The following is a 20,963-nucleotide window of genomic DNA, read 5'->3' as shown; positions in this document are numbered from 1 at the left end:
GCGGCCTCTTTAGACTTGCCAAACTTTATATTTATCAATCCGTTGCTTTAACGAACCATTTCCGAAAACCCATAGCTCTCGCCAATAATAAGGATTAAGGAATTCAGGCATTACTCTGTGTCTGCAATTTTAGCTGATTGGCGAAATCCAGCATGCGATTAAGCGGAATCAGCGACTGCTGACGTAATTCTTCATCCACATGTATCTCGTGCAGTGCCCCGCCCCGCTCAAGTCCTTCAGCAATCGCCTGCAGGCCATTCATCGCCATCCACGGGCAATGGGCGCAGGTTCGGCAGGTAGCGCCTTCACCGGCTGTCGGGGCTTCGAATAATTCTTTCTCTGGGCAAACTTGCTGCATTTTGTAAAAGATACCGCGATCGGTGGCAACGATGAGTTTTTGCTGCGGTAACGTTTTAGCCGCCTGAATTAGCTGGCTGGTGGAACCCACAGCATCGGCCATATCGACGATGGCCTGAGGAGACTCCGGATGCACCAAAATGGCAGCATCCGGGTGTAGCGCCTTCATCTGCATCAACGCCTGAGTTTTAAACTCGTCATGGACGATACAGGCCCCCTGCCAGCAGAGTACGTCCGCACCGGTTTTCTTCTGCACGTAATGGCCTAAATGACGATCCGGAGCCCAGATAATTTTCTCACCTAAGCTGTCCAGATGTTCAATCAGCTCAACGGCGATACTGGATGTCACAACCCAGTCTGCCCGCGCCTTAACCGCTGCGGAAGTGTTGGCGTACACCACAACGGTACGATCAGGATGGCTATCGCAAAACGCAGCAAATTCATCGGCCGGACAGCCTAAATCCAGAGAGCACTCGGCGTTGAGAGTAGGCATTAATACCCGCTTCTCAGGGTTAAGAATTTTTGCCGTTTCACCCATAAAACGCACCCCGGCAACCAGCAGCGTAGAAGCCGGATGCGTGTTGCCGAAGCGAGCCATCTCCAAAGAGTCGGCCACACAACCACCGGTTTCTTCCGCCAGCGATTGGATCTCAGGATCGGTATAGTAATGAGCGACCAATACAGCATCCTGCTGCTTCAGCAACATCTTGATCTTCTGACGATAAAAAGCCTTCTCATCGAGATTTAAGGGCGCCGGCTTCGCCGGGAAGGGATAAATCGCCGCATTTATATCAAAAATTTCGCTCATCGCTCACATCTCATCGCAAGGTATATGGAAAAACACCGGTTACTCACGCTGTTATACATAAAATAAGGGATTTTGTTTTTTATCCTAAACAAAATACCCAAAACATGAGTGAAAGTCGCCCGAATTTGTTGATATATGCGAAATATGTTTAATAGAGTTAAAAATAGTAGATGAATCGTTTCTATTTATGGTTTTACCGAGCTTAGAATTATGATCGACGAGTCAACCAGGTTTAGATCCAATGGAAAGAGCCACAGCAGCCCGTATCTGGCGCAGTCTATGAAAAAGACTTAGGTGGCAAAGGAAGTATTTGATCGCTGACAGCGCCATAGAGAGACGATTTGGAGGCTATTAATAACAGAGCTGAGATAAAAGGTTTAAGCCTGACTATTTTCACAGACTCACAACTCACGGATCGAATCTGAACGCAGGTGACTCGTATCATCCTGATACTCGCCCTTCGGGCCAACGCAAGCGTTGTTCAAAACTGGCATGAAGTGTTATCGCACCACACAAATCGTACAGTATGAGATTGTTCTTTCTTTGGGGAGTTGACTGAACTAGAAGGGAATGCTGGGTCGTGCGGGATGATTCGTCAAGCGGATTCACCCTTACGGGTCAACGCTTTCGCGTTGCTGTCTCACTTCGTTCGGCTCGAACCTTCACGGTTCTCATCCCTACGATTTGAAACAGTACATCACTTCATCATGGTGGGTCGTGCGGGATGATTCGTCCTGCGGACTCACCCTTACGGGTCAACGCTTTCGCGTTGCTGTCTCACTTCGTTCGGCTCGAACCTTCACGGTTCTCATCCCTACGATTTGAAACAGTACATCACTTCATCATGGTGGGTCGTGCGGGATTCGAACCTGCGACCAATTGATTAAAAGTCAACTGCTCTACCAACTGAGCTAACGACCCGCTGTGATGCGGTACTACTCAACCACTTTACTCTTAACACTTCATAATGGTGAAAGTGCGGGATGATTCGTCCTGCAGACTCACCCTTACGGGTCAACGCTTTCGCGTTGCTGTCTCACTTCGTTCGGCTCGAACCTTTACGGTTCTCATCCCTACGATTTGAAACAGTACATCACTTCATCATGGTGGGTCGTGCGGGATTCGAACCTGCGACCAATTGATTAAAAGTCAACTGCTCTACCAACTGAGCTAACGACCCATTATGTATTATTGCATTACAACACTTAGAGAATAAAACCAGACAAAACAGGAAGAGGAATATCGCTGCGATAACTTCAACTTCTTTTCATTCCAGCCAATTAGGAAAGAATGGTGGGTCGTGCGGGATTCGAACCTGCGACCAATTGATTAAAAGTCAACTGCTCTACCAACTGAGCTAACGACCCGCTGTGATGCGGTACTACTCAACTACTTTACTTTTAACACTTCATAATGGTGAAAGTGCGGGATGATTCGTCCTGCGGACTCACCCTTACGGGGCAACGCCTTCGCGTTGCTGTCTCACTTCGTTCGGCTCGAACCTTCACGGTTCTCATCCCTACGATTTGAAACAGTACATCACTTCATCATGGTGGGTCGTGCGGGATTCGAACCTGCGACCAATTGATTAAAAGTCAACTGCTCTACCAACTGAGCTAACGACCCATTATATGAAGCTATTTTTTCGTCGCTTTAACGTTTTGCAAGTTGTCTTGGCAACGGCGGCATATATTACTAATTTTTCTTCGCAGCGCAACTTAAATTTCGAATCAATCGTTTAACTGCTTGTTCTTCACACGATCAAGCCCAGAAATTAGCCGATCAGACCAATTACTGGGCTTAAAAAGACTAAAGAGCAGATAAACGCTTCTGCGCTTGTTTCGCCGTATCAGTGTTAGGGAATTGCTTGATCACTTGCTGGTAAACCGCCTTGGCTTTATCGCCCTGGCCTTTTTCCTGCATGATCACCCCAACTTTATACATTGCATCTGCACTTTTCGGAGACTTTGGATAATTTTTTACAACAACAGCGTAGTAATACGCAGCATCATCTTTCTTACCCTTGTTGTAATACAACTGCCCTAACCAGTAGTTGGCGTTAGGCTGGTAAGTCGATTTTGGGTACTGTTTCACAAAGTTTTGAAAAGCAACGATCGCCTGATCGTACTGCTTCTTCTCAAGAGCCAGTGAAACTGCCGTGTTGTAGTCGCTGTTCTCATCACCACTGCTTGCCGGTGCGGCTGTATTAGCCGCTGCACCCGCCGCAGAATCAGAACCACCACCTGTCGCCGCACTCTCTGTCGACGCGCCAGCTGCAGCAGACGCAGAATTTTGCGCACCCTGCCCGCCCAGACTATCCATTTGCTGGTAGATCTGTTTTTGCCGTTCGACAATTTGATTTAGCTGATATTGGTTTTCTTGGATCTGACCACGCAAACTATCGATATCGCGCTGCGAATCGGACAGTTGTTGTTGGAGTTGAGTCAATAGCTGGCTGTGAGCGTTAGAAATACGCTCTAAAGATGTGACTCGATCTTCTACCGAGCCGGAGCCGACATTACTGATTGGCGCTTGGGCAGTAGCGGCCCATGGGACCGCTACGCCAACCAGTAACGACAGACTCAACAGGTGACGTCTGAAGTTACTGTTCATGCGATTCTCTTAGTAAACCAGAACTGCACGACGGTTTTTAGCGAATGCTGCTTCGTCGTGGCCCAGTACCGCTGGTTTTTCTTTACCGTAAGATACGATAGAGATTTGGTCAGCAGAAACGCCTTTGCCTTGCAGATACATTTTCACTGCGTTAGCACGACGCTCGCCCAAAGCGATGTTGTATTCTGGCGTGCCGCGTTCATCCGCGTGGCCTTCAACAACAACTTTGTAAGACGGGTTGCTACGCAGGAATGCAGCATGTGCATCCAGCATTTGAGCGAAGTCAGAAGCGATATCGTATTTATCGAAGCCGAAGTAAACGATATTGTTCTTTTGCAGTTCCTGCATCTGCAGACGAGCTTGCTCTTCTGAAGACAGGTTGCTGCTTTCTGTACCAGTGCCAGCGCCCATGCCAGATTGGTCATTGTTTGCGCTTTTGTTAGAACTACAAGCAGCGATAGCCAGAACTGGCAATGCCAACATCAGCCCTTTCAGCACTTTGTTCAGTTGCATCTCTTTGATCCTTTTTTATAGTTTGCCATACATACGTATTTACACATGCATCACAGATACGGCGACCAGGCAGGGAATTTTACCTGTCCATCAGTTGCCGGAAGACGCGCTTTGAAACGCCCATCAGTCGAGACCAGCTGTAACACGGAACCTAGCCCTTGAGTCGAGCTATAGATAACCATGGTGCCGTTAGGCGCGATACTAGGCGTTTCATCCAGGAACGTGTCCGTTAACACTTGAACGGCTCCCGTTTCTAGATCCTGTTTGGCGATGTGCTGGGTTCCACTGCTGGAGCTAACCAGTGCCAGGAACTTACCATCAGCGCTAACGTCCGCGTTCTGGTTCTGAGAACCTTCCCACGTGATACGCTGCGGCGCACCGCCGTTTATATTCACTTTATACACCTGCGGACGGCCACCCTGATCTGAGGTGTAAGCCAGATTCTGGCTGTCCGGGAACCAACTTGGCTCCGTATTGTTGCTACGGCCATCCGTTACCTGACTGATCTGGCCAGACGCCAGGTTCATCACGTAGAGATTCAGGCTACCGCTTTTAGACAAAGCGAACGCCAGTTTGGTACCGTCAGGTGAGAATGCTGGTGCACCGTTATGACGAGGGAAAGAAGCAACCTGTTTGATTGCGCCGTTCGCCAACGTTTGAATAACCAGTGCAGACTTGCCACTCTCAAATGTTACATAAGCAATTTTGCTGCCATCCGCCGACCAGGCCGGTGACATCAGTGGCTCAGGAGAACGGTGTACTACAAACTGATTGTAGCCATCGTAGTCTGAAACACGTAATTCATGCGGGAATTTGCCACCGTTAGTTTGCACTACATAGGCAATACGCGTACGGAACGCCCCTTTAATACCGGTCAGTTTTTCAAATACTTCATCACTGGCGGTATGGGCAGAATAACGTAACCATTGCTTGGTTATTTTATACTGATTCTGCGCCAAAATACTTCCCGCTGCACCTGCTGTATCAACTAATTGGTAAGAAACCAAATAGCTGCCATCAGCGCCCGGCTGTACCTGACCCACAACCACGGCATCAATGCCTAATGCAGTCCATGCCGCAGGCGTCACTTCCGCTGCGGTAGACGGCTGCTGCGGCATACGCGCCACGTCAATCGGGTTGAATTTGCCGCTGTTGCGTAAGTCTGCACCCACGATAGCGCCGATATCTTCAGGAGGCGTACCCGGCCCCATCCATTTGAACGGAACTACGCCGATCGGACGAGCAGAGTCCACCCCTTGGGTTATCTCAATGCGAACCTCTGCGTGTAACACAGATGCCCATAAAACTAAAAAGCCTAGTGCTACTCGAAATGCCTGCTTCATCTTGTCTCCCTTATCCGAGCGGAATGCCCGCGATAATTAGCAGAATTTTAACAAACCAACGCAAACAAAACTACATAATCCGTGGTTGATTAACAAACTTATACCCCGTTAATCAACACTTATTGTGGCTTAAAGGAAACCGGCGCATTCTTAAATACTTCGTAAACATCTTTACTCGGTGGTTTAGGAATCTTAGCCTGTTTCGCTGCGGCTATCGCGGCCTGACACAATGCAGGGTCGCCACCTTCCGCTTTTACGTCTATCAACAGACCGTCCGGTGCCAGTTTAATCCGGAGATCGCACGTGCGGCCTTTGTACAAGTCTGCATCATAAAACTTACTCTGAATCGCCGCAGTAATCTGGCCTAAATAGCCGCTGATTTCTGCACCCGACGCACCGCTTTTCTTGCCACCGCCTTTACCTGCTGCGGCTTCACCTGCGCCAGTACCACTTTTTGGCGCATTCTTGGATGACGCCAGGCCACCAAAGAGATCGTCAACATCCGTAGCACTCGCTGCTTCTGCTGCCGCCTTCTTCTTGGCGTCAGCCGCTTTTTTCGCATCTGCTGCGGCTTTCTTGGCATCAGCAGCAGCCTTTTTCTCAGCGTCGGCGGCAGCTTTCTTCTCTGCGGCTTCAGCGGCCTGCTGTTTAGCTTCTGTAGCGGCTTTTTCTGCGGCCTTCTTCGCATCTTCTGCCGCTTTCTTGGCGTCAGCCTCTGCCTGCTTCTTCGCTGCCGCCGCTACGGCAGCCTCTTTCTTCGCATCTGCTTCGGCTTTTTTCTTCGCGTCGGCGGCGGCTTTCACTACCTGCTCGGCTTCAGCTTTCGCTTTAGCAGCCGCAGCTTCGGCCTGCTTCTGTTCTTCTTTGGCTTTGGCTGCTGCCTCTGCCGCTTGTTTTTGCTGTTCGGCGGCCTGTTTTTGTTGCTCAGCCGCCGCTTTTTTCTGTTCTTCCGCCGACTGCTTGGCCTGTTCCTGTGCCTGTAGCCGCTCTTTTTCCAGCTCTTTCAGGCGCTGCTGCTCTGCGGCCTGCTGCTGTTGTAATTCTTCTGCCTGTTGTTCGGCTTTTTTCTTGCGCTGTTCTTCAGCGCGCTTCGCGTCAGCCTGCTGTGACTGCTGGCGATTATATTGCTGTGTTATCGCACCGGGATCGACCATCACGGCGTCAATCACTTCGCCGCCAGCTCCGCCGCCGCCCATTTCAGTCTTCTGCGTCAACGAGCCCCAAATTAGCAGGCCAATTAATATAATGTGCAGAACGACCGAAACAATAACGGCGCGATTCAACTTATCGTTTTGCTCGGTTGCCTTTCCCACGCTCGATTTCCACACTCGATATTCAAAAACAGGGTCAATGCCGATACAGCGATATTTCGCGCTTAATCGACATCAACACAGACTTAGATCGGCTGAGTCATCAGCCCAACCGAAGTAACGCCAGCCTGATGGAGCATATTCAGCGCCTTGATGATTTCATCATAAGGAACTTCTTTAGCACCACCGATCAAAAACACGGTTTTCGGATTGGCTTTTAGACGCGCCTGAGCTTCCGCAACAACCTGCTGCTCTGGCAACTGCTCCATCCGTTGATGATCGACCACCACCGTATATTGACCAACACCAGAAACTTCCACAATCACCGGCGGATTATCATCGCTGGATACCGTTTTCGAATCCGTAGCGTCAGGCAAATCAACCTCAACGCTTTGTGTAATGATGGGCGCTGTGGCCATAAAGATCAGCAGCAATACCAGCAATACGTCGAGCAAGGGCACAATGTTAATTTCAGACTTAAGCTCGCGACGTCTACGACCACGTACTCGCGCCATACAACCCCCTACTTATTTGCTCTCGGTGCTGGCGAAAGCCTGGCGATGCAGAATAGCAATGAACTCTTCCATAAAGTTGTCATAGTTCTGCTCAAGCTTGCTGACGTGCAGATTCAGGCGGTTATACGCCATTACCGCAGGGATTGCCGCAAACAGACCAATCGCCGTAGCAATCAGTGCCTCAGCAATACCCGGTGCAACCATTTGCAAAGTTGCTTGTTTCACTGCGCCCAAGGAGATAAAGGCGTGCATAATCCCCCATACGGTACCAAACAGACCGATATACGGGCTGATAGAACCGACGGTGCCCAGGAACGGGATATGGTTTTCCAACGCTTCCAGCTCGCGGTTCATCGAGATGCGCATAGCACGGGAGGCGCCGTCGATAACGGCTTCCGGCGCATGGCTGTTTGCGCGATGCAAACGAGCAAACTCTTTAAAACCAGAGTGGAAAATTTGCTCTGAGCCACCCAGACTATCGCGGCGCGCCTGACTTTCCTGATATAAACGGGAAAGCTCAATGCCGGACCAGAACTTGTCTTCAAAGGCTTCGGCATCACGTGTGGCAGCATTCAGAACGCGCGTTCGCTGAATGATAATTGCCCAAGACGCAATGGAAAAGCCCATCAGTACCAGCATGATAAGCTTAACGAATAGGCTCGCCTGCAGGAATAAATCCAGAATGTTCATGTCAGCCACTACTTAAACTCCGCGACAATAGACTTGGGAAGCGCTTTTGGCTTCATTTTGTGTAGATCGATACATGCGACCAATACTTCTGCACTACTCAGAAGATTGCCATGGGAATCGAAAATTCGTTGAGCAAACGAGAGAGAGGCCCCCCGCATTTCAGTAATTTCGCTCTCCACCTCTAGCATATCATCAAGACGTGCTGGAGAAAGATACTCTACCGTCATGCGTCGGACAGCGAAAGCAATATGCTCACTGAACAATTGCTGCTGGTGAAAATTGCGTTGGCGCAGCATTTCTGTGCGCGCCCTTTCGTAAAAGGCTACGTAGCGCGCATGGTAAACCACGCCACCAGCGTCGGTGTCTTCATAGTAGACACGAACCGGCCATCGAAATAACGTATTACTCACTCTACTTCCCAGTAATGCAATTAACGGACACACTATACTGAAGAGCGATTCGGTTTGGAATGACTTGCAAGGTGAGAACGAAAATAATTATGGGCCGAACGGCCCATAGGGATGATTAGCTGCAAGATTAGGCGAAAAAATGGAAAATTCCCGCGCCTAAGATCACAATTGCAGGAAGAGGCGAGAAAAAAGCTCTCAGCCATACCCGCTGCGGTCGAAAACCTACGCCATGGATGACCCCAGTACAGACAGCCCACACTAAAAACACCTCTTGCCAGACTTCTAACGAACTGGTGGCGGCGGCAAAGCGCGTCGGGTCCCAGAAAATACAGAAAGCCAGCGTGAAGGCGAGAATAAGTGAAAGGGCCCGCAGCGGGCCCTTATCCATTAAAGCGTACAACTTATCGGACAACATCTTCGCTGCCGTTTTTAGCGGCTTTCTTCTCCGCCGCATTGGCCTCACTCTGCTCTAGCGCCAGAGCAGTAATGATACCGAAGGAGCAGGCCAGAAGTGTTCCGAGAATCCAGGCAAAATACCACATGCTTTATGCTCCTTAGTAAAGTGAGTGCTTGTTGTTTTCGATATATTCTTTATCGATACGACCGAACATCTTGTAGTAACACCAGCTGGTGTAGAGCAGGATGAGCGGCACAAAGATAATCGCAACAATGGTCATCACTTTCAGCGTCAGCAGGCTTGATGTCGCATCCCACATTGTCAGGCTAACGTTCGGCATGGTACTTGACGGCATAACGAACGGGAACATGGTAACCCCGGCAGTCAAAATCACACAGGCAATCGTCAGTGACGAGGAGATAAACGCCAACGCGCATTTTTCCATACGCGAGAACAGGATGGTGAACAACGGCAGGATTACCCCTAACGCTGGCAGCGCCCACAGGCTTGGGTACTTGTTGAAGTTAATCAACCAGGCGCCCGCCTGATGTGCCACTTCTTTACGCATCGGGTTGGATTCCGCAGCGGTGTTCAGCGCTGAAGTAATCACAAAACCGTCGATACCTTTCACTACCCAGATACCCGCCAGCAGGAAGGCTACGCCCATCACTAACGCACAAATCTGTGCGGCAGCGCGGGAACGTAGATGAATTTCACCGCGGGTACGCATTTGCAGGTAGGTAGCACCCTGAGTCACCAACATGGCCAGACTGACTACGCCCGCCAACAGGCCGAACGGGTTCAGCAGTTGGAAGAAGTTGCCGGTGTAGAACAAGCGCATGTAGGTATCCATATGGAATGGAACACCTTGCAGCAGGTTACCAAAGGCGACGCCGAACACTACAGCAGGAACGAAGCTACCGATGAAGATGCCCCAGTCCCACATATTGCGCCAGCGGCTGCTTTCCAACTTCGAGCGGTAGTCAAAACCGACCGGACGGAAGAACAACGCAGCCAACACCAGAATCATCGCAATATAGAAACCGGAGAAGGCAGCGGCGTACACCATTGGCCACGCGGCAAACAGCGCACCACCGGCGGTAATCAACCAAACCTGGTTGCCATCCCAATGGGGAGCAATCGAGTTAATCATGACACGGCGTTCAGTATCGGTTTTACCGATAATGCGTAGCAGGATACCTACGCCCATATCAAAACCATCGGTGACGGCGAAACCTATCAGTAGCACACCAATCAGTAGCCACCAGATAAATCGTAATACTTCATAATCAAACATAAGTGGACTCCCGTTTACCGTGCTTCTTGCGCAGGCGCAGTCGGCTGTTCAAAGTGATAGCGGCCAGTTTTCAGGCTACTAGGCCCAAGGCGCGCAAATTTGAACATCAGGTACATTTCTGCGACCAGGAACAGCGTATACAGACCGCAAATCAGCGCCATGGAGAACAGAATATCCCCTGCTGTCACCGAAGAGTTGGCAATGGCAGTGGGCAGAACCTCACCGATTGCCCAAGGTTGACGGCCATACTCAGCCACAAACCAGCCAGACTCGATCGCGATCCAAGGTAATGGAATACCCCACAGCGCCAGACGGTGCAGCCATTTTTTCTCACCGATACGACCACGGCATACGTTGTAGAACGAGAGACCGATAATCAGCAACAGCAGGAAGCCACAGACCACCATGATGCGGAACGCGAAGTACAGCGGCAGAACTTTAGGAATAGAGTCTTTTGCTGCCAGTTGAATCTGCGCTTCGGTAGCGTCAGTTACGTTCGGCGTGTAACGCTTCAGCAACAGGCCATAACCCAGATCTTGCTTGGTTTTGTTGAACTCGGCACGAACAGCCGGATCGGTGTTACCCGCACGCAGTTCTTCCAGCAAACGATAAGCCTGAATACCATTACGGATACGGACTTCGTGCTGTGACATCAGATCGCGCAGGCCGGTCACCGGAGTATCCAATGAACGAGTGGCAATCAAGCCTAATGCATAAGGAATTTGAATGGCGAACGAGTTCTCCATTTTTTCCTGATTAGGAATAGCAAACAGCGTAAAGGCTGCCGGAGGCGGCTGGGTTTCCCATTCGGCTTCAATTGCAGCAAGTTTGGTTTTTTGTACGTCACCCATTTCGTAACCGGATTCATCACCCAGAACAATAACGGACAGCGTCGCGGCTAAACCAAAGCTGGCAGCGATAGCAAAGGAACGTTTGGCAAACGGAATATCACGGCCTTTCAACAGATAGTACGAGCTGATACCCAGAACAAACATCGCACCGGTAACATAACCAGCAGCAACGGTATGCACGAATTTAACCTGAGCAACCGGGTTCAGAACCAGCTCAGAGAAACTTAGCATTTCCATACGCATGGTTTCGAAGTTGAAATCCGCCGCAATTGGGTTTTGCATCCAACCGTTGGCAACCAGAATCCACAGGGCAGAGAAGTTAGACCCCAATGCAACCAGCCAAGTAACGGCCAGATGCTGATGTTTACTTAACCGATCCCAACCGAAGAAGAAGAGACCAACAAAAGTAGATTCCAGGAAGAACGCCATCAGACCTTCGATTGCCAGAGGGGCACCGAAGATATCACCGACGTAATGAGAGAAATATGACCAGTTAGTCCCGAACTGGAACTCCATAGTCAGACCCGTAGCGACCCCCAGAGCAAAGTTAATAGCAAATAACTTGCCCCAGAATTTGGTCATATCTTTATAGATTTGTTTGCCAGACAGTACGTAAACCGTTTCCATAATTGCCAGCATAAACGCCATACCCAGCGTTAGCGGGACAAATAGGAAATGGTACATAGCCGTTAAGGCAAACTGTAACCGTGACAGTTCGACAATATCAAACATCTTGACTCCTTGCTCCTCGCAGGAAGACTCCGACTTGCGGCAACGCGACCTCCGCTATAATTGGAAGTCTCATAACTACCAGCAGTGAATGCCCAAAAAAACACAACAAAAATAACAATATCAACTACCCAGTATTACACCGCGATAATAGTACGCTTCTAATCCCATACAATAAATAGGATTTTACGTGACCTGGCTTTGAGTTCTGGATACAGGTCAACAAACCAACTAATTATCGATAGCAGGACAAATTGATCCAGAACAATTTAAGCTCATATGAACATTATTGCCATATTGAAAACTTGATTTAGAACAATTTTCTTCTGGAGGTGTTAATTAATCGTTCAAATATTTTTATATAAACCTCCAGTGTTAAATAAATGTGATTTAATGGTTTAAGTAATGATTTATTTTTTCATTTTTCCGCGATCAAGATTAACTTTTTTAATTTATAATCTTCATGGTGAGTTGAATCACAACTTAACAATTTATATGAATATATTAATCGATTCTTGGGGAAGCGTTCGCTTGTGTTGCTATTTTGTTGCATCATAAAATTCGGTTACATGATGAAACATTGGCCCCTTCAAGAAGATTAAAATGAAAAAAATAGCGCTCGCCTCCTTACTTTGTATCAGCACCTCTTCCTCCTTCGCCGCTGAAACTGTCAACCTGACGATTTTAGGTACCTCCGATCTGCACGGCACCTTCGTTCCCTGGGACTATGCCAGCGACAGTGAAAATCTGGCCGGCAGCCTGAGCCAAATCGCCACGCAGGTGAAAAAAATCCGCGCCGAACAGCCCAATATCATTTTGGTTGACGCCGGTGATACCATTCAGGGCAACTTCGTGGAAACCTTTAAAAACGAGGCCGTCAGCCCGATGATGCTCGGTTTCAACGCCCTGAATTACGATGCTTGGGTGCTAGGTAATCACGAATTCGATTTCGGTCTGAAGGTTCTATCCACCTCTTTAAACCAGTTTAAAGGTACCGCTCTGGCGGGGAATATCTTCTGGGACAGCGGCAAGCCTTACCTGCCCTCTTATAAGATTATCGAACGCCAGGGCGTCAAAATCGGCATCATCGGTATGGATACGCCAATGACAGCGGAATTTGCCCAAGGTACCGATCGTATCAAGGGGCTGAATTTTACCGATCCTGTGCAAGAAGTTAAGAAGGTGATTCAACAAATTCAGCCGCAGGTCGACGCTATCGTGCTGGTTGCCCATATGGGGATTGATAACGAGAACCAGCGTCCCGGTACTGGCGTGGGGGACATTGCCAAAGCCAACCCGGAGCTAGCGGCCATAGTCGCGGGCCATATGCACGTCAAAATTGATAAGGCCGTAGTGAACGGCGTTATTATTACTGAACCGGATAAATATGGCCGCGCCCTTTCCCGTATCGATTTGCAATTTGAACAGCGGGATGGAAAATATCATTTAATCAATAAAGACAGTTATACCTACCCCATCAAAGGAATTCATTCTGATAAAGAACTTGAAGCTATTTATCAGCCTTATCACAGTATTTTGCGCGCCAATGCAAATCGGGTTATTGCGACCCTAAGCGGAGTAGACTTAGTGCCTAAAGATGAGATAAAAGGCATTCCGCAAGTACATATTCAGGATACCGGTATCAGTGCTCTGTTCCAGGAAGCCGCACGCCACTATGCGCCTAAAGCGCAAGTTATTGCCTTACAGATCGATAATGACCGAGCTAAATTAGATTTAGGTGAGATAAAAGCTAAAGATATTGCTTTTAACTATCAATACGCCGGCGGGGAAATAACGGTTTATCAGCTTACGGGTAAAGAACTGAAAAAATATATGGAGTGGTCAGCCGATTATTTCAATCAGGTTAAACCGGGCGATGTCACCTACAGTTTTAATCCGCAACGTCGCGCGTCTAAATATTCCACCAATGATTTCTTTGATGGCGTCACCTACACCATCGACCTACGCCAACCTGCGGGTTCACGTATCACCAATTTACGTTTTAACCATGGCGAAGCCGTTACCGATAGCACGCCAATTCGCTTAGGAATGAACAGCTATCGAATGGGACATTTGACTCAGAAAGGTGGTGTACTGGCGGGTCAGCAGTTCCCGGTACTTTCCGATACTAAGGCAGAATATGGCGAAGAGGACGGCACCATTCGTAATCTGACCATCCGTTATCTAACCGAGGTCAAACACGGTCAATACCAAGGAAAAACCGAGCAACGTTGGAAGCTGGTTGGATTGGAAGGTTATGAACCGCAGCGAGAAGTGGTGAAAAAGCTAATCAATGAAGGGAAAATAGCGGTTCCTACCACCGAAGACGGACGTTTTACCAATATCGCATCGATTAACGTTAAGGATAAGCTGTTTAGCGATAAAGCCAGCTATAACGCAGCGCTGGCGTCACTTCAGCAGCAGCTTGGCAACGCTAAAAGCGAGCAAGCTAAGCAGCAGGCACAAACGGATATGATACTGATTACCGCCCTGAATAATTTCTGATGCCCTCCCCTCTCTAACGGAGGGGAATTCTGCGATATCGGAAGGTTCACGCGGTTTCTTTATAAAAAAAAGGCCACCGGAAGGTGGCCAATATATGTCGAGCTAATCGTTATTTTTATCTATATCTAGACCTGTATGCCTCAAGCTGCCTCTGCGTTGGCTTAACCCGATCGCCCAAATCACTTAGTCGCCTAAACTCATCGGGTTCACCTGTCTACCCTCTTGCCGCCGCTCGAATGACTTAAGTCAGCTTACTGAGGTAAAACTTCTTTCACCGCGTCACCGATATCGGCCAGGCTACGAACTGTTTTCACGCCTGCCGCTTCCAGAGCCGCAAACTTGTCTTCAGCCGTACCTTTACCACCGGCAATGATGGCGCCAGCATGGCCCATACGTTTGCCTTTAGGCGCAGTCACACCGGCGATATAACCCACAACAGGTTTGGTGACGTGATCTTTGATGTAGGCTGCGGCTTCTTCTTCCGCGGTCCCGCCGATCTCACCGATCATCACAATCACTTCGGTTTGCGGATCTTCCTGGAACAGTTTCAGGATATCGATAAAGTTAGAGCCTGGGATCGGATCGCCACCAATACCGACGCAGCTTGATTGACCGAAGCCAATATCAGTCGTCTGCTTAACCGCTTCATAAGTCAGGGTACCCGAACGAGAAACGATGCCCACTTTGCCTGGCAGATGAATATGGCCTGGCATGATGCCGATTTTACATTCACCCGGGGTGATCACACCCGGACAGTTAGGACCGATCATGCGCACGCCGCTTTCTTCCAGTTTCACTTTGATAACCAGCATATCCAGCGTCGGGATACCTTCAGTGATACAGATAATCAGCTGAATGCCTGCGTCAATCGCCTCCAGGATGGAATCTTTACAGAACGGAGCCGGCACGTAGATAACCGAAGCGGTCGCACCGGTTGCTTCCACGGCTTCACGCACGGTATTAAATACCGGCAGACCCAGATGCTGAGTGCCGCCTTTGCCTGGCGTTACACCACCAACCATTTTAGTGCCGTAAGCAATCGCCTGTTCGGAGTGGAAAGTCCCTTGGCCGCCGGTGAAACCCTGGCAAATAACTTTGGTGTTTTTATTGATTAAAATAGACATTATTTACTCCCCACTGCCGCAACAACTTGCTGAGCCGCATCTGTCAGGCTGGTCGCAGCAATAATATTCAAGCCGCTGTCTGCCAGCTTTTTGGCACCCAACTCAGCGTTATTCCCTTCCAGACGAACAACAACCGGTACGTTAACACCCACTTCTGCTACCGCACCAATGATGCCGTCAGCAATCAGATCGCAACGTACGATACCGCCAAAGATATTGACCAGCACCGCTTTCACTTTGTCGTCGGACAGAATGATTTTAAAGGCTTCGGTTACGCGTTCTTTGGTTGCGCCGCCGCCAACGTCGAGGAAGTTAGCCGGTTCGCCGCCGTGCAGTTTCACGATGTCCATAGTACCCATCGCCAGACCTGCGCCGTTGACCATGCAGCCGATGTTGCCATCCAGCGCGACGTAGTTCAGTTCCCACTGCGCAGCCTGAGCTTCACGGGCGTCTTCCTGAGTCTGGTCACGCATTTCGCGCAGCTCTGGTTGACGGAACAGGGCATTACCGTCCGCACCCAGTTTGCCATCCAGACACACCAAATCACCTTGTTTGGTGATCACCAGCGGGTTGATCTCAACCATCGCCAGATCGCGTTCCAGGAACAGCGCTGCCAGACCCATAAAGATCTTGGTGAACTGGCTGACTTGTTTACCGGTTAGACCCAGTTTGAAGGCTAACTCACGGCCTTGGTATGGCTGCGGACCCGCCAGTGGATCCAGAGCAATTTTGTGGATCAGTTCCGGCGTTTCTTCCGCAACTTTCTCGATTTCAACACCGCCTTCGGTTGAAGCCATGAAGATCACACGACGAGAACCGCGATCGACTACAGCGCCCAGATACAGTTCTTTATCAATATCGGTCGCGGCTTCTACCAGAATCTGGTGTACCGGCTGGCCGTGGGCGTCAGTTTGGTAAGTGACCAACTGCTTGCCTAACCAGTGTTCCGCAAAAGCACGAATTTCTTCTTTGCTATTAACCAGCTTCACGCCGCCCGCTTTACCGCGACCGCCAGCATGAACCTGACATTTTACCACCCAAGGTGCGCTGCCGATTTTTGATGCGGCTTCTTCTGCTTCACGGGGTGTGGTACAGGCGTAACCGGTTGGAGCCGGCAGACCATACCGAGCAAACAGTTGTTTGGCCTGATATTCGTGTAAATTCATGATGTTCTATCCATTTAAGTCTGTAGACGGGACGAGCCCCGCAGTGTCTGGATAATGCCGACCCTGGGATCGACCGCAATTAGCACATAGGTTTTTGTTAACACATAGGTTTTTTAACACTAGATTTATGGCGTCAGGAGCCTGACAGATCGGGATATTCCCCAACCGTCAGGCAGCCTTTAACCGTTATCTTTTTTATACGTCGAGCAACAGGCGTGCTGGGTCTTCCAGCATCTCTTTCACCGTAACCAAATAGCCGACAGATTCACGGCCATCGATCAAACGGTGATCGTAAGAGAGCGCCAGGTACATCATTGGCAAGATCACTACCTGACCATTTACCGCCATTGGACGATCTTTAATGGCATGCATACCAAGGATCGCGCTTTGTGGTGGGTTAATGATCGGAGTCGACATCAAGGAGCCGAACACGCCGCCGTTGGTAATAGTGAAGTTACCGCCGGTCAGTTCTTCCACTTTCAGTTTGCCATCGCGGCCTTTAACAGCCAGTTCTTTGATTTTCTTCTCGATATCAGCCATGCCCAGTGTGTCTACATCACGCAGAACCGGTGTAACCAGGCCACGTGGAGTAGAAACAGCGATGCTAACGTCGAAGTAGTTGTGATAAACCACGTCTTCGCCATCGATAGAAGCGTTCACTTCTGGATAACGTTTCAGGGCTTCAACTACCGCTTTGATGTAGAAGGACATAAAGCCCAAACGTACACCGTGACGTTTTTCGAAAGCCTCACCGTACTGCTTGCGCAGATCCATGATCGGCTGCATGTTGATTTCGTTGAAAGTCGTCAACATGGCAGTGCTGTTTTTCGCTTCCAGCAGACGCTCGGCCACGCGTTTACGCAAGCGGGTCATTGGTACACGTTTTTCACTGCGGCTGCCCAATGCAGGTGCGGCAACTTCCACTTTGGCTTCGGCGGCTTTCGGCGCTGCCGGTTTGTTCGCCAGGTGTTGTTCCACGTCTTCACGGGTAATACGACCACCGACACCGCTGCCTTTAATAGCGCTGGCATCAAGAGAATGTTCTGCAATCAGGCGGCGAATCGCCGGGCTGAGGGCGTCATTGCTCTCTTCTTCCAAACTGGCGGTTTGACGTTGAGCAGGGGTGGATTCTTTGCTCTGGATCTTCTCTTCTGTCGGTTTACCTGAGCTATCGCCCGGACGGATTCGACCCAGAATCTGGCGAGAAAGCACGGTTGCGCCTTCGTCTTCCAGAATAGAGTCCAGAATCCCTGCTTCGCTGGCGGGAACTTCAAGCACAACTTTGTCAGTTTCGATTTCTACCAGGACTTCGTCACGTTGAACGCTGTCGCCCGGTTTTTTATGCCAGGTGGCCACTGTCGCATCCGCGACGGATTCAGGTAGGTCAGGAACCAGAATATCTACGCTACTCATTATCTATCCCTTGTGTTTTAAACAATTAGCTATTCGACGTTCAACGCGTCATTAACCAAACTTTGCTGTTGTTTCTGGTGTACAGACATATAACCTACCGCCGGAGAGGCAGAGGCCGGACGGCCGGCATAGCGTAAAGAGGAACCAAAAGGAATCACTTCACGGAAGTTATGTTGGCTGCAATACCAGGCACCCTGGTTCAGAGGCTCTTCCTGACACCAGACAAAGTCATGAACGTGGGCATACTGTTCCAGAACCGCTTGAACTGCCTGATGCGGGAATGGATAAAGCTGCTCGATACGTACAATAGCGACATCTTTCTGATCGTTCTTGCGACGCTGTTCCAGCAGATCGTAGTAGACCTTGCCAGAGCACATCACTACGCGTTTCACCGCTTTCGGATCCAATTCGTCGATTTCACCGATTGCCGGCAGGAAAGTACCGTTAGCCAGTTCATCCAGAGAAGACACAGCCAACGGATGGCGCAGTAAGGATTTCGGTGACATGACGACCAGCGGACGGCGCATCCCACGCAGAGCCTGACGGCGCAGCATGTGGTAAACCTGAGCTGGCGTAGAAGGAATGCACACCTGCATATTTTGTTCGGCACACAGTTGCAGATAGCGTTCCAGACGGGCGGAGGAGTGCTCCGGACCCTGACCTTCGTAACCATGCGGCAACAGCATAACCAGACCACACATACGGCCCCATTTCTGCTCGCCGGAACTGATGAACTGATCGATAACCACCTGAGCACCGTTGGCAAAGTCACCGAACTGCGCTTCCCAGATAGTCAGGGTACGCGGTTCTGCGGTAGCGTAACCGTATTCGAAGGCCAGTACCGCTTCTTCTGATAGAACGGAATCCCAAACGGTGAAATCACCCTGACCGCTGTGAATATTTGCCAAAGGCACATACACCGAGCCGTTTTTCTGGTTATGAATCACTGCGTGACGGTGGAAGAAGGTACCGCGCCCCGCATCTTCACCGGAAAGACGAATCGGAATACCTTCATCTACCAGCGTGGCGTAGGCCAGAGTTTCAGCAGCGCCCCAATCGAACGGTTTGTTGCCTGCGGCCATTTCAGCGCGGTCACCGTAGATTTTCGCTACGCGAGACTGCATTTCGATAGCGTCCGGCGCCTGGCTGATACGACGCGCCAGCTCTTGCAGGCGTTTCATCTCAACTTTGCTCGGATATTCTTCATCCCACTCGTGGTTCAGATACGGTGACCAAGTGAAGGATTGCAGGTTCATCGGACGCCATTCTTCAACCACGCAATCTCCGTGATCCAACGCATCGCGATACAGGTTGACCATTTCCGTGGCATCTTCCAGGCTGGCAATTTTTTGCTCAGTCAGCTTGTCAGCATAGATTTTGCGCGGCGTCGGGTGTTTTTTGATCTTCTGATACATCACTGGCTGAGTTGCGCTTGGCTCATCGGCTTCGTTATGGCCGTGGCGGCGATAGCAGACCAGATCGATCATCACGTCACGTTTAAAGGTGTTACGGAAATCCAACGCCAGACGGGTTACAAACGCCACGGCTTCCGGATCATCAGCATTGACGTGGAAAATCGGCGCCTGCACCATTTTCGCGATATCGGTACAGTACTGCGTCGAACGGGCATCTTGCGGATTGGAAGTAGTGAAACCAATCTGGTTGTTGATGACGATGCGAACGGTGCCGCCAACTTCATAACCACGAGCCTGCGACATGTTCAGAGTTTCCTGAACCACGCCCTGACCGGTAATCGCCGCATCACCATGAATGGTGATTGGCAGAACCATATTGCTGCGAGCTTTATCCAGACGATCGCGGCGGGCGCGAACGGAACCGATGACAACCGGGCTAACGATTTCCAAATGAGACGGGTTAAAGGCCAGCGCCAGATGAACCAGGCCGCCTTCAGTTTCTACATCGGAGGAGAAACCCTGGTGATATTTAACGTCACCCGTACCCAGATGTTCTTTATGTTTACCGGCAAATTCATCGAACAAATCTTCCGGTTTTTTACCCAGCACGTTAATCAGGACGTTCAGGCGGCCACGGTGCGCCATCCCCAGTACGACTTCGCGAGTCCCGTTTTTACCTGCGTGACGGATCATCTCTTTCAACATGGTCACCAGCGAATCGCCGCCTTCCAGCGAGAATCGTTTGGCACCAGGGAATTTGGCTCCCAGATAACGCTCCAACCCTTCCGCAGCGGTCAGTTCGCTCAGGAAACGACGTTTCTCTTCATCACTGAACGTTGGTTTCCCTACGACAGATTCGATACGTTGCTGAATCCAGCGTTTCTCTTCAGTGTTGGTGATATGCATGTACTCGGCACCGATAGACCCGCAATAGGTCTGTTTCAGTGCGGCATACAGATCGGCCAACTTCATGGTTTCCTTGCCGATGGCAAAAGAACCCACGTTGAAGGTGTTCTGGAAGTCTGCTTCAGTCAGGTTGTGGTAAGCAGGATCGAGATCTGGCACCTCTTCCTGTTTCCATAAACCGAGGGGATCGAGATTAGCATGCTGATGGCCGCGGAAGCGGAAGGCGTTGATTAACTGCAACACCTTAACTTGCTTGGCATCAGTATCAGGATCGTTGATCGCGGAGTTATAACGGGTGGTATCTTTCGCTAGTCGACGGAAGTACTCACGCGTTTGAGAGTGGAATTGATCAGGTTTTACACCCGTAGAAGGTAGTTGTTGAAAAATCGAACGCCAACTATCATCAACGGAACCAGGATCTGTCAAATAATCTTCATAGAGCTGCTCTATGTAGGACTGGTTCGCGCCCGCCAGATAGGAGGAATCCAGCCAGGCCTTCATTGCGCCGTTCTGCATCATGATCCCTTAAGCTTTGAAGCTTCAGTTTTCGCCGTGGTTAACATATATACCGTGAAGTAAACGGTTTGCCGTAAAAACGGTT

General features: G+C 49.9%; 17 protein-coding genes, 4 tRNA genes and 4 other RNA genes. 1 reads left to right on the top strand and 24 read right to left on the bottom strand.

Features of this window, described 5'->3' with window-relative positions; genetic code table 11:
- Positions 1–103: 103 nt before the first annotated feature.
- The 20 genes from nadA to cydA form a co-directional block, all read right to left on the bottom strand.
- Positions 104–1,165: a quinolinate synthase NadA gene (gene nadA / locus PL78_RS01585; RefSeq protein ID WP_064512538.1), complete on the bottom strand. Its 1,062-nt coding sequence runs from the start codon at positions 1,163–1,165 to the stop codon at positions 104–106.
- Between the two features lie 571 nt (positions 1,166–1,736).
- Positions 1,737–1,860: non-coding RNA, RtT sRNA (locus tag PL78_RS01580), on the bottom strand.
- 13 nt (positions 1,861–1,873) lie between these two features.
- Positions 1,874–1,997: non-coding RNA, RtT sRNA (locus PL78_RS01575), on the bottom strand.
- Positions 1,998–2,010: 13 nt separating this feature from the next.
- Positions 2,011–2,086, bottom strand: a tRNA-Lys gene (locus PL78_RS01570).
- A gap of 47 nt (positions 2,087–2,133) precedes the next feature.
- Positions 2,134–2,256: non-coding RNA, RtT sRNA (locus tag PL78_RS01565), on the bottom strand.
- Positions 2,257–2,269: 13 nt separating this feature from the next.
- Positions 2,270–2,345: transfer RNA gene (locus tag PL78_RS01560), tRNA-Lys, on the bottom strand.
- Between the two features lie 111 nt (positions 2,346–2,456).
- A tRNA-Lys gene (locus PL78_RS01555) sits at positions 2,457–2,532 on the bottom strand.
- Positions 2,533–2,579: 47 nt separating this feature from the next.
- A non-coding RNA gene (locus tag PL78_RS01550) (RtT sRNA) lies at positions 2,580–2,702 on the bottom strand.
- Between the two features lie 13 nt (positions 2,703–2,715).
- Positions 2,716–2,791 (bottom strand) — tRNA-Lys (locus PL78_RS01545).
- 183 nt (positions 2,792–2,974) lie between these two features.
- On the bottom strand, positions 2,975–3,778 hold the full coding sequence (cpoB, locus tag PL78_RS01540; RefSeq protein WP_064512537.1) for a cell division protein CpoB: 804 nt from the start codon (positions 3,776–3,778) through the stop codon (positions 2,975–2,977).
- A gap of 9 nt (positions 3,779–3,787) precedes the next feature.
- The gene (gene pal / locus PL78_RS01535; protein ID WP_004722151.1) at positions 3,788–4,291 is read right to left on the bottom strand and encodes a peptidoglycan-associated lipoprotein Pal; all 504 of its coding nucleotides are present in this window, start codon (positions 4,289–4,291) and stop codon (positions 3,788–3,790) included.
- 50 nt (positions 4,292–4,341) lie between these two features.
- Positions 4,342–5,634 carry a Tol-Pal system beta propeller repeat protein TolB gene (tolB, locus tag PL78_RS01530; RefSeq protein WP_049596717.1) on the bottom strand — a complete coding sequence of 431 codons (1,293 nt, stop codon included), beginning with the start codon at positions 5,632–5,634 and terminating at the stop codon, positions 4,342–4,344.
- 119 nt (positions 5,635–5,753) lie between these two features.
- Entirely contained in the window at positions 5,754–6,947 is a 1,194-nt protein-coding gene (tolA, locus tag PL78_RS01525; RefSeq protein WP_064512535.1) for a cell envelope integrity protein TolA, read from the bottom strand.
- A gap of 83 nt (positions 6,948–7,030) precedes the next feature.
- Positions 7,031–7,459, bottom strand: a complete 429-nt coding sequence (gene tolR, locus PL78_RS01520) for a colicin uptake protein TolR (protein WP_049596719.1) — start codon at positions 7,457–7,459, stop codon at positions 7,031–7,033.
- Between the two features lie 12 nt (positions 7,460–7,471).
- The gene (gene tolQ, locus PL78_RS01515) at positions 7,472–8,158 is read right to left on the bottom strand and encodes a Tol-Pal system protein TolQ (protein WP_049596720.1); all 687 of its coding nucleotides are present in this window, start codon (positions 8,156–8,158) and stop codon (positions 7,472–7,474) included.
- Positions 8,158–8,559, bottom strand: a complete 402-nt coding sequence (gene ybgC, locus PL78_RS01510) for a tol-pal system-associated acyl-CoA thioesterase (protein ID WP_064512534.1) — start codon at positions 8,557–8,559, stop codon at positions 8,158–8,160. Before ybgC ends, tolQ begins: the two co-directional genes overlap by 1 nt.
- A 127-nt stretch (positions 8,560–8,686) precedes the next feature.
- Positions 8,687–8,974: a cyd operon protein YbgE gene (gene ybgE, locus PL78_RS01505; RefSeq protein ID WP_049596722.1), complete on the bottom strand. Its 288-nt coding sequence runs from the start codon at positions 8,972–8,974 to the stop codon at positions 8,687–8,689.
- A complete protein-coding gene (gene cydX / locus PL78_RS01500) occupies positions 8,961–9,101 on the bottom strand; it encodes a cytochrome bd-I oxidase subunit CydX (protein ID WP_049596723.1) in 141 nt (46 codons plus the stop codon). The genes ybgE and cydX overlap by 14 nt, the downstream gene beginning before the upstream one ends.
- Before the next feature lie 12 nt (positions 9,102–9,113).
- The gene (gene cydB / locus PL78_RS01495) at positions 9,114–10,253 is read right to left on the bottom strand and encodes a cytochrome d ubiquinol oxidase subunit II (protein ID WP_064512532.1); all 1,140 of its coding nucleotides are present in this window, start codon (positions 10,251–10,253) and stop codon (positions 9,114–9,116) included.
- A 14-nt stretch (positions 10,254–10,267) separates the two neighbouring features.
- Entirely contained in the window at positions 10,268–11,836 is a 1,569-nt protein-coding gene (gene cydA / locus PL78_RS01490) for a cytochrome ubiquinol oxidase subunit I (RefSeq protein ID WP_049596725.1), read from the bottom strand.
- Positions 11,837–12,436: 600 nt separating this feature from the next.
- Here cydA and PL78_RS01485 point away from each other — a divergent pair.
- Positions 12,437–14,338: a 5'-nucleotidase C-terminal domain-containing protein gene (locus PL78_RS01485; RefSeq protein ID WP_064512530.1), complete on the top strand. Its 1,902-nt coding sequence runs from the start codon at positions 12,437–12,439 to the stop codon at positions 14,336–14,338.
- 251 nt (positions 14,339–14,589) lie between these two features.
- Here PL78_RS01485 and sucD read toward each other — a convergent pair whose 3' ends face one another.
- From sucD to sucA, 4 genes are all read right to left on the bottom strand, one after another.
- The gene (gene sucD / locus PL78_RS01480; RefSeq protein WP_064512527.1) at positions 14,590–15,462 is read right to left on the bottom strand and encodes a succinate--CoA ligase subunit alpha; all 873 of its coding nucleotides are present in this window, start codon (positions 15,460–15,462) and stop codon (positions 14,590–14,592) included.
- Complete coding sequence (gene sucC, locus PL78_RS01475; RefSeq protein ID WP_064512525.1) at positions 15,462–16,628, bottom strand: ADP-forming succinate--CoA ligase subunit beta; 1,167 nt, start codon at positions 16,626–16,628, stop codon at positions 15,462–15,464. Before sucC ends, sucD begins: the two co-directional genes overlap by 1 nt.
- Positions 16,629–16,823: 195 nt before the next feature.
- Positions 16,824–18,041, bottom strand: a complete 1,218-nt coding sequence (odhB, locus tag PL78_RS01470) for a 2-oxoglutarate dehydrogenase complex dihydrolipoyllysine-residue succinyltransferase (RefSeq protein WP_064512523.1) — start codon at positions 18,039–18,041, stop codon at positions 16,824–16,826.
- Positions 18,042–18,070: 29 nt separating this feature from the next.
- Positions 18,071–20,878 carry a 2-oxoglutarate dehydrogenase E1 component gene (gene sucA, locus PL78_RS01465; protein WP_064512521.1) on the bottom strand — a complete coding sequence of 936 codons (2,808 nt, stop codon included), beginning with the start codon at positions 20,876–20,878 and terminating at the stop codon, positions 18,071–18,073.
- Between the last annotated feature and the right edge of the window lie 85 nt (positions 20,879–20,963).

The organism is Yersinia entomophaga, assembly GCF_001656035.1.
GTDB lineage: Bacteria > Pseudomonadota > Gammaproteobacteria > Enterobacterales > Enterobacteriaceae > Yersinia > Yersinia entomophaga.
Note: the sequence above shows the minus strand (reverse complement) of the source record. Positions and strands in the feature narration are given on the sequence as shown.

What these genes read in the sequence shown, in the direction of transcription:
- sucD (WP_064512527.1), bottom strand. Translation starts at nt 15,462, where the DNA reads ATGTCTATTTTAATCAATAAAAACACCAAAGTTATTTGCCAGGGTTTC.
- odhB (WP_064512523.1), bottom strand. Translation starts at nt 18,041, where the DNA reads ATGAGTAGCGTAGATATTCTGGTTCCTGACCTACCTGAATCCGTCGCG.
- ybgE (WP_049596722.1), bottom strand. Translation starts at nt 8,974, where the DNA reads ATGTTGTCCGATAAGTTGTACGCTTTAATGGATAAGGGCCCGCTGCGG.
- cydA (WP_049596725.1), bottom strand. Translation starts at nt 11,836, where the DNA reads ATGTTTGATATTGTCGAACTGTCACGGTTACAGTTTGCCTTAACGGCT.
- pal (WP_004722151.1), bottom strand. Translation starts at nt 4,291, where the DNA reads ATGCAACTGAACAAAGTGCTGAAAGGGCTGATGTTGGCATTGCCAGTT.
- sucA (WP_064512521.1), bottom strand. Translation starts at nt 20,878, where the DNA reads ATGCAGAACGGCGCAATGAAGGCCTGGCTGGATTCCTCCTATCTGGCG.
- cydB (WP_064512532.1), bottom strand. Translation starts at nt 10,253, where the DNA reads ATGTTTGATTATGAAGTATTACGATTTATCTGGTGGCTACTGATTGGT.
- tolR (WP_049596719.1), bottom strand. Translation starts at nt 7,459, where the DNA reads ATGGCGCGAGTACGTGGTCGTAGACGTCGCGAGCTTAAGTCTGAAATT.
- cydX (WP_049596723.1), bottom strand. Translation starts at nt 9,101, where the DNA reads ATGTGGTATTTTGCCTGGATTCTCGGAACACTTCTGGCCTGCTCCTTC.
- sucC (WP_064512525.1), bottom strand. Translation starts at nt 16,628, where the DNA reads ATGAATTTACACGAATATCAGGCCAAACAACTGTTTGCTCGGTATGGT.
- nadA (WP_064512538.1), bottom strand. Translation starts at nt 1,165, where the DNA reads ATGAGCGAAATTTTTGATATAAATGCGGCGATTTATCCCTTCCCGGCG.
- cpoB (WP_064512537.1), bottom strand. Translation starts at nt 3,778, where the DNA reads ATGAACAGTAACTTCAGACGTCACCTGTTGAGTCTGTCGTTACTGGTT.
- PL78_RS01485 (WP_064512530.1), top strand. Translation starts at nt 12,437, where the DNA reads ATGAAAAAAATAGCGCTCGCCTCCTTACTTTGTATCAGCACCTCTTCC.
- tolB (WP_049596717.1), bottom strand. Translation starts at nt 5,634, where the DNA reads ATGAAGCAGGCATTTCGAGTAGCACTAGGCTTTTTAGTTTTATGGGCA.